This is a genomic window from uncultured Flavobacterium sp. (assembly GCF_951805225.1).
Taxonomy (GTDB): domain Bacteria; phylum Bacteroidota; class Bacteroidia; order Flavobacteriales; family Flavobacteriaceae; genus Flavobacterium.
The window spans coordinates 690,041-698,596 of record NZ_OX638201.1 but is presented as its reverse complement, the minus strand read 5'-3'; the positions used below and the strand labels follow the sequence as shown (position 1 = coordinate 698,596).

The following is an 8,556-nucleotide window of genomic DNA, read 5'->3' as shown; positions in this document are numbered from 1 at the left end:
TCGTAATCGATTGAAATTGAAGCAAGAAAGCTTAATTGAAAAGTAAAACTTACATTTTTATATACAAATGTGAATTTCTTAAACAATTCAAAAAAAACAGGTATAAATACGGGGTAAAAAAAATACAAAAGTCTAAACAAAAGTTAAAAACATAAAAAAAAGGTAAACAATTTAATATCAATCATTTACCTTTTTAAAAATCTTTTAACTAAAATTAAGACTCAATAATAGTATTAATTTGAGTAAATAATTGTCCATCACTTAAAAATGCTCCTTGCTGAATCAATTCAAAAATAGATGCATTTCTATCTTCTGTAAATACTTTTTTCCCAACCTTCATTTCGATGTTTTCAGTAAACATATTATCACTCAGCCATTGCAAACCATCTTTCGTCAGAAAATCTGTTTCAGGAACCAATGATTTCAACACTATTGACTGAACATGCTCCTCAAAACATTGAAACAAAAAGATATGATTTTTAGAAAAATGCTCTAAAAATTCAGCTCTTGACAAAACACCTTCCCAAATTAAATCTGAAAAAACATCTAACTCCTGTTCCGCAACTTCCGGTTTATTTAATTTAAGAGAATCCCACTCTGCTTTATCAATTGCCTGAGTAGCTAAAAAGCTAGCGAATTCTGCGTGCAATTCATCAAATTGCTCTTTTGTTAATCTTGCGTATTTCATTGTTTATTTTTACGTTTAAACACTCTTAAAAAAGCTTAGATAAAATTTTATTATCCAAAAAAAAGCCCTCGCAAATGCGAGGGCAAATTTATAACTTTTTTTGCTTTACTAAAAAATGTATCTGATACCAAATTGAGCTTGCCATCTTGATGTTAAACTCGCATCATAACTAAAAGTTTTAGTTTGCGTATTATTAAACGTATAAGTCGGAGTATTTCCAACAACCGTCACACCAATTGGCTGAACACTCGTTGGCACCTGAACAACTCCCCAATCTGAATTTAATAAATTTCCAAAATTCAAGACATCGATACTAAACTGAATCGTATTTTTTTTCTCTGACGCCGATGAAACTCTAAAATTATAATCTTGCATAAGCTTAAGATCGCATCTTCCTCTCCAAGGCGATATAGCACCGTAACGATCCGCATATTGCCCTCTTCTGTTCTTCATATAATCATCTTGCGAAATAAATTTATCAAATGCCTCGCCTTGTCCTGGCGCACTAAAATTCATTAAAGCAATTTCGGCAGTTGTCGGAATATAAATCAAATCGTTTACAGCAGAACCATCACCATTAATATCACCGCCATAAGTATAATTAAAACGTCCGCCTTGAGCATATTCAAAGAAAGCCGAAACAGTTGTCGCCCACTTATCTCTTCCGTATTTCCATTTTTTAGAACCTACACCAATAAAACGATGATTATCTCCATATTTAGAATTCGAAAGAACAGCATTATTCACATTTCCTAAAGCTGGATTGAAAGCAAAAGCATCACCAGTAATTTCAGCTTCAATCGAGTTTACATCTTTTGATTTTAAATAATTATAAGCAATACTTGCATACAAACCATTTTCAAAATTCTTCTGCACTTTAACCGTTGCATTAAAAGCACTTCCTTTATTCGAATTCGTCATTACATAAGCATTATTTGCGCCATGATCTGCCGCAACATAAATCGCTCTGTTATCAACACCAGCCAAAGTTCCTGTTGGAGGTTTTAATCCCCAGTTTTGAACCTGTACCGCATTAATATCTTTATTATAAGACAAATCAAGCGTCACAATATAATTGCTTTTAAATCTGTGATCAAAACCTAAACTAGATCTCCAAACTTGTGGCCATTTATAATCCGGATCCATAATTTGCAAAAAGCTGTCATCCGCACCACTTACCTGATTTCCTAACCAAACAAAAGGAATTCTTCCGGTAAAGATTCCTGTTCCTCCACGAAGCTGAGAAGTCGCATCACCTTTTACATCCCAGTTGAAACCAATTCTAGGCGACCACAAAATCCTGTCACTTGGCAAATCTGTAGAAATCAATTTAACAGCCTGACCCGTTTGCGGATCATAATAATCAATATCATTATTTCTACCCGCGCCTCCATTATCAGTATCAATATACTTCTGAATCAAATCGGCGGTATTAAAATATAATGGTTTGTCAATTCTTAAACCAACAGATAATTTGAAATTATCACTGACACTAAAATCATCTTGTGTATAAAATGCCAATTGTCCCACATTTAATTCTGCCAGTTTCCATCCTCCATCAGTCCCAACTTCAAACTGACTTTTAGTATTAAAAACATCTTGCGCATGTTGAAAATTTTGCCTCAAAGAACTAGACGCTAATGGTAAAGCCGCATCTGCTAAAAAATCTGTCACACTTGCATACGGTCTAAAAGTACCATAATAAGGAACCGGATCTGTAGCTCCTCTGAATTTATCATAACCTGCTAAATTAAATGAGTTTTTAAATCCAAATTTCTCAAAAGAAGTTCCAAAAGTAAAAGCATGTTTTCCAACCGTATAAGTAAGATTATCTGTAATTTGGATCACCTTTTGATCTAATGTATTATTGATCGAAAATGGTTCATGTCCGGCAATAATATAATTAGAACCTCCTCCATCCTGAATGGTAATTACTGGCGCAGGAACCGAAAACGGAACTCTATAATCATTAAAATGAGAATATCCAGCTTGTAACTTATTCGAAACGCTTTCGCTGAATTTTGAATTTAACTCCGCTAAAAATGAACTTAAATTATTATTGATTTGATATCCAGAATTTTGAAATTGCAAAATCGAAGCATTTGGTCCTCTAAAACCAAGCGCCGTTGGATGCGCAGTCTTATCCTTTGAAGCATCAAGAAAATTATAAATAACCGCCAATTTATGATTATCATTAATATTCCAATCGACTTTAATAATACCTTTATTTGAGTTCGATTCATGAATAAAACCCTGATAAGCTCCAGTGTCATATCCTAACCCCTTCAAAGCATTCGAAACCGCAATCAAATCAGATTCCATAACTCTGGATTCATTAATTCCCGTAACACCATCATTATTATTAGCTACGAAATTAGATCCTAAATCACTTCTTCTGTCGATTTCAAAATTTCCAAAAATGAATAATTTATCTTTAATAATTGGTGCACCCAAACTAAAACCTGCCTGAGTTTGTTCTAATGTTGGTACAAATATCTTTTCTCCTTTAATTTTATTTCCAGTCAAATCCTGATCTCTGTAAAATACATAAGCAGTACCATGAAACTCATTTGTTCCTGATTTTGTAACCGCATTTACAGAAGCTCCAGTAAAACCAGACAAGGTAACATCGTAAGGCGCAGTTGCAACCTGAATTTGCTCGATTGCATCTAATGATATTGGTTGAGCGCCAGTTTGTCCGCCCGGAGTTGCAGCGTCTAATCCAAAAGGATTATTAAAAACCGCTCCATTCAAAGAATAATTATTATACTGATCATTTCTTCCTCCAAAAGAACCTCCACTCGCAGTTGGTTCTAAACGGGTAAAATCCTCAGCCGATCTCGAAATAGTTGGCAATGCCGTTAATTCTCGTCTTCCAATTGTAGTTTCGGCTCCAGTCTTTCCACTTTTAAAAACCTTGTCTTTAGAAACAATTTTCACTTCTTCTAAAGTCTGACTTGCATCTTCTAACTGAACCGCAAGATTAAAAGGCTTTCCTAAATCAAGATTGATATCAGTATATTCCTGGTTCTGAAACCCTACAAAAGTCACCGTAATTTTATACGGACCTCCAATTCTCATATTCAAAATACTGAATCTTCCATCTTCATTGGAAACAGCTGAATATTTAGTTCCTGTTGGGGTATGAACTGCCAAAATAGAAGCGCCCGGTAAAAGCTCATTTGATGAACTCTTTACAATACCCTTAATACTCGAAGTCGTTGTTTGCCCTGTAACGACCGTTAATGCAAACAAACACAATAATAATGCAAGGTTTTTTCTCATTTTGCTGATTTTGAATTAGTTGGTAAACTCAAAATTAGACAAAAAAAAACCACTCCTAAGAGTGGTTTTTATATTTTATTAACAAGAAGTTAACAAAATGTTATTTTTCAGCGATAATCTCGTATGGTAAGTCAACGATAACATCTCTGTGTAAACGGATGCTAGCAGAATATTTTCCTGTACGTTTTACGATACCACTAGTGATGAATTTTCTATCAATAGCGTTACCTGATTTCTCTAAAGCTTCAGCAATGTCGATGTTTGTGATAGAACCAAAAAGTTTCTCTCCACCAGCTTTTGCAGTAAGTTTAATTTCAAGAGCTTTAAGTGTTTCAGCTAATGCTTTAGCATCAGCAACAACTTTAGCTTCTTTATGTGCTCTTTGTTTTAGGTTTTCAGCTAAAACTTTTTTAGCAGAAGGAGTTGCTAAAGCAGCAAAACCTTGAGGAATTAAAAAGTTACGACCGTAACCAGGTTTTACAGATACTACATCATCTTTAAATCCTAAGTTTTGTACGTCTTGTTTTAAAATAAGTTCCATGTTGTTGTCCTTATATTTTAGAAGTTAGGTTCTGATTTAACAGAAACCAGCGACTAGAGTTTTTAATTATTTTAATAAATCGGCCACGTATGGCATTAAAGCTAAGTGACGAGCTCTTTTTACAGCTACAGAAACTTTTCTTTGGTATTTTAATGAAGTTCCAGTTAAACGACGAGGAAGAATTTTTCCTTGCTCATTAACGAATTTCAATAAGAAATCAGCATCTTTATAATCGATATATTTGATTCCTGATTTTTTGAAACGACAGTACTTTTTAGTTTTGTTAGTTTCAATGTTTAAAGGCGTTAAATATCTGATATCTCCGTCTTTTTTTCCTTTTGCAGATTGCTCAATTGTAGACATAATAATTACGCTTTAGTAGATTTTAATTTAGCTCTTCTTCTCTCCGCCCATGAAATAGCATGTTTATCTAAACTTACAGTTAAGAAACGCATAACTCTTTCGTCACGTCTAAATTCAGTTTCAAAAGCAATAAGAACTTCTCCTGCTACTTTGAATTCGAATAAATGGTAAAAACCACTTTTTTTGTTTTGGATTTCGTAAGCCATTTTTTTCAGACCCCAATCCTCTTTCGATACCATTTCAGCTCCTCTACTAGTAAGAAATTCTTCAAATTTCGTTACTGTTTCCTTCACCTGAACCTCAGATAAAACGGGATTTAAAATGAAAACAGTTTCATAATGATTCATAAATACAATATTTATTTGTTAAAATTGGGTGCAAAAGTAACCATTAAATTTAAATATACAACACTTTTTTACTTTTATTCGTCGTAATGCAAAAAATACACGCTCACTCTAGTTTTTTTTACAAAAAAATAATACATTTACTACTGCTATCCTGAATTTATTCTAAATTTAAATGTTATGAAACTAAACTGTGTTGTTGTAGATGATAGTTCTATACAGAGGACAATTATTGCAAAATTAGTTAATAATCACCCAGGTTTGCACTTAATCGGGGACTTTTCTAATGCAATAGAAGCAAAAAGTTGTATCTCTCTAAATAATATCGATTTAATATTTCTTGATATTGAAATGCCTGTTATTAACGGTTTTGACTTCCTTGACGGATTAAAATCAAAACCTCAAATTATATTTATCACTTCTAAAGCCGAGTATGCTTTAAAAGCTTTTGATTATGATGCTACCGATTATCTGCAAAAACCTATTGCCGTAGATCGTTTTAATGCTTCTGTAAAAAGAGCAATAGACATGCATTTACTTAAAAAAGAGGTAAAAGAAGAAGAAGGCGAACATATTTTCATCAAAAGTAACCTTAAAAAACTTAAAATTTTCACAGCAAAAATCAAATGGATTGAAGCTTTTGGAGATTATGTAAGAGTGGTTACAGAAGACGACAGCAATCTGGTACTTTCTACAATGAAATCTTTTGAAAACGATCTTTCAAAAGACAAATTTATACGCGTACACAAGTCCTACATTATCAATATTGATAAAGTAGAACGCTTTAACAGTAAATTTGCTGAAATTGGTATTACCAAAATTCCGCTTAGCCGAAACAAAAAAGAAGATTTAGTAAAAGCATTGTCAACATCGTCATGATTTAATAAAAATCGACATTCGCAATTACCTTTATAGCTCTGTATTGAGCAACAGCCTCAAAACTATTCAACATTTTCTGAATAGTTTTTTTTGTACCTGCTAACGGCATATTCTGCGGAATCTTAATCAGAATGGTTCTGATGTATTCATTTCTGATTCTGCTAATTGCAGGTTCTTCAGGTCCTAAAACCGGAATCCCTAAATTCTGACTCAAAACCTGGTACAACCACATTGAACCTTCTTTAAGTTTTTCAAATTCTCTGTGTTTCAAAGTCAGTTTTATGATTCTGAAATAAGGCGGATATCTATAGATTTGACGGTCATACAATTGCTCCTTATACATACCTATATAATTATGCATCGTAACTTGCTGAATTGTATTATGATTTGGATTATAAGTCTGAATTACAACTTTCCCTTGTTTTTCTGACCTTCCAGCTCTTCCGGCAACTTGTGTCATCATCTGAAAACTACGCTCAAAAGCCCTAAAATCCGGATGATGCAGCATATTATCGGCATTCATGATTCCAACTAAGCTTACATTATCAAAATCCAAACCTTTGGCAAGCATTTGCGTTCCGACCAAAATATCAATTTCACGGTTTTTAAAAGAATCAATAATCTTCTCAAAACCATATTTTCCACGAGTTGTATCCTGATCCATTCTTCCGGTTTTAGCTTTCGGAAAAAGAGACATTAATTCCTGCTCGATTTGTTCTGTACCAAAACCTTTTGTAGTCAAATCAATACTCGAACAACTATGACAATGCGTAGGTTTTGCAATCGAATAACCACAATAATGGCAACGCAATTGATTTTTATGTTTATGAAAAGTCAAACTCACATCACATTGCTGACAATGCGGAACGTGACCACAAGTCATACATTCTATTATTAGTGAATATCCACGTCTGTTTTGAAACAAAATCACTTGTTCACCCAAAGACAAAGCTTCTGTAATTTCTTCTATTAAAACATCACTAAAATGTCCGGTCATTCGTTTTCTGAAATGTTTGTCTTTCAAATCAACCAAAACAATATCCGGCATTCGAACATTATTATAACGCTCAGTAAGCGTCACCAAACCGTATTTATCTGTTTGTGTATTAAAATAAGTTTCAATACTTGGCGTTGCAGATCCCAAAAGGACTTTTGCATTATGAAAATTAGCCAAAACAATAGCCGCATCACGCGCATGATAACGTGGCGCAGGATCTGTTTGCTTAAAAGTCTGTTCGTGTTCTTCGTCAACAATCAACAATCCTAAATTATTGAATGGCAAAAACAAAGCCGACCTCGCTCCTATTACAATCTGAGCTTTTTCTGAATTTTCGAGCGTTTGTTTCCAAACCTCTACTCTTTCATTATTACTATATTTAGAATGAAAAACCGCAACTTTATCTCCAAAATGAAGTCGCAAACGCGAAACCAATTGTGTCGTTAAAGCAATTTCTGGCAACAAATACAAAACCTGTTTTCCGGTTGCTAAATATTCCTCAATTAACTTGATATAAATTTCTGTTTTTCCGCTTGACGTAACGCCATGAAGCAAACAAACTTCTTTTTCTAAAAGACTATTTTTAATTGCTGTAAAAGCATTTTCCTGAGCTTCACTTAAAAGTAATTGTTTATCCGAAGCTTCACCTGTAAAAGAAACACGATCTTGTTGCAAAAGATATTCTTCAAAAATTTCTTTGTCAATCAGAGCTTTTACAGTCGTCGCAGTTGCATTTGAAACCTCAACAAGTTTTTTTACCGTAATAGGTTTCTTTTCAGAAGCCATAATTTGAAAATATGCTAAAACAATTTCTTTTTGTTTATTAGCACTTTTCAGTACTTCCAGCAATTCTCCAAGACCATTATCGGATTCGTATTTTGCATGCAATTTCACATACCGAACCAACTTAGGTTTATAACCTTCTTTAATTTCTTCTTCTAAAACAATGATATCTTTAGCAATCATTTTTTGAAGCGTCGGAAGAATATTTTTCTTATTTAATATCGAAATAATCTCCTGAACCTTAAGAGAGCTTTGATGTTGTAGAGCTTCGTAAACCAAAAATTCCTCATCAGAAAGTTCATTTTCATTTACAACAACATCAACTTTATGCGAAATAACCGTTTCACTTTCCAATAATAATCCACTTGGGAAAGCGCCACGATATACATCGCCAATTCCGCACATATAATAATTTGCGACCCAAAGCCAGTGTTTAATCTGAGTTTCGGTTGCAATAGGTTTTTCGTCCAGTATTTGATGAATTTCTTTAGCATCATATAAACTCGGTTCATTTTGATGCATATCAATCACCAATGCCGTGTATATTTTACTTTTTCCAAAAGGTACCGCAACGCGCATTCCTTTTTTAATGAAATGAAATTCAGCCTCAGAAATACGATAAGTAAAAGTTTTGGCTAGAGAAAGTGGTAAAACGACTTCAACAAAAAACATGGAA

Annotated in this window: 7 protein-coding genes; 1 reads left to right on the top strand and 6 read right to left on the bottom strand. The window is 33.6% G+C overall.

Translation table 11 applies throughout. The features are described from left to right. Positions 1-214: 214 nt before the first annotated feature. The 5 genes from WN975_RS03100 to rpsF form a co-directional block, all read right to left on the bottom strand. A complete protein-coding gene (locus tag WN975_RS03100; RefSeq protein ID WP_099711810.1) occupies positions 215-688 on the bottom strand; it encodes a DUF6495 family protein in 474 nt (157 codons plus the stop codon). A 108-nt stretch (positions 689-796) separates the two neighbouring features. Beyond that, on the bottom strand, positions 797-3,973 hold the full coding sequence (locus WN975_RS03095) for a carboxypeptidase regulatory-like domain-containing protein (protein WP_337965165.1): 3,177 nt from the start codon (positions 3,971-3,973) through the stop codon (positions 797-799). Between the two features lie 100 nt (positions 3,974-4,073). Next, the gene (gene rplI / locus WN975_RS03090; RefSeq protein WP_007810573.1) at positions 4,074-4,514 is read right to left on the bottom strand and encodes a 50S ribosomal protein L9; all 441 of its coding nucleotides are present in this window, start codon (positions 4,512-4,514) and stop codon (positions 4,074-4,076) included. A 66-nt stretch (positions 4,515-4,580) separates the two neighbouring features. Continuing rightward, positions 4,581-4,877 (bottom strand): 30S ribosomal protein S18, encoded by a 297-nt coding sequence (gene rpsR / locus WN975_RS03085; RefSeq protein WP_002987043.1) that lies wholly within the window; start codon positions 4,875-4,877, stop codon positions 4,581-4,583. 5 nt (positions 4,878-4,882) lie between these two features. Then, positions 4,883-5,224, bottom strand: a complete 342-nt coding sequence (rpsF, locus tag WN975_RS03080; protein WP_007810575.1) for a 30S ribosomal protein S6 — start codon at positions 5,222-5,224, stop codon at positions 4,883-4,885. 177 nt (positions 5,225-5,401) lie between these two features. Here rpsF and WN975_RS03075 point away from each other — a divergent pair, with 177 nt between their 5' ends. Continuing rightward, positions 5,402-6,100, top strand: coding sequence for a LytTR family DNA-binding domain-containing protein (locus WN975_RS03075; RefSeq protein ID WP_026729423.1), 699 nt, complete (start codon positions 5,402-5,404; stop codon positions 6,098-6,100). 1 nt (position 6,101) lies between these two features. On the opposite strand, the gene priA is transcribed toward WN975_RS03075, so the two are convergent. Then, positions 6,102-8,552, bottom strand: a complete 2,451-nt coding sequence (gene priA, locus WN975_RS03070; protein ID WP_337965164.1) for a primosomal protein N' — start codon at positions 8,550-8,552, stop codon at positions 6,102-6,104. Positions 8,553-8,556 lie beyond the last annotated feature (4 nt).

What these genes read in the sequence shown, in the direction of transcription:
- rplI (WP_007810573.1), bottom strand. Translation starts at nt 4,514, where the DNA reads ATGGAACTTATTTTAAAACAAGACGTACAAAACTTAGGATTTAAAGAT.
- rpsF (WP_007810575.1), bottom strand. Translation starts at nt 5,224, where the DNA reads ATGAATCATTATGAAACTGTTTTCATTTTAAATCCCGTTTTATCTGAG.
- WN975_RS03095 (WP_337965165.1), bottom strand. Translation starts at nt 3,973, where the DNA reads ATGAGAAAAAACCTTGCATTATTATTGTGTTTGTTTGCATTAACGGTC.
- rpsR (WP_002987043.1), bottom strand. Translation starts at nt 4,877, where the DNA reads ATGTCTACAATTGAGCAATCTGCAAAAGGAAAAAAAGACGGAGATATC.
- WN975_RS03100 (WP_099711810.1), bottom strand. Translation starts at nt 688, where the DNA reads ATGAAATACGCAAGATTAACAAAAGAGCAATTTGATGAATTGCACGCA.
- priA (WP_337965164.1), bottom strand. Translation starts at nt 8,552, where the DNA reads ATGTTTTTTGTTGAAGTCGTTTTACCACTTTCTCTAGCCAAAACTTTT.
- WN975_RS03075 (WP_026729423.1), top strand. Translation starts at nt 5,402, where the DNA reads ATGAAACTAAACTGTGTTGTTGTAGATGATAGTTCTATACAGAGGACA.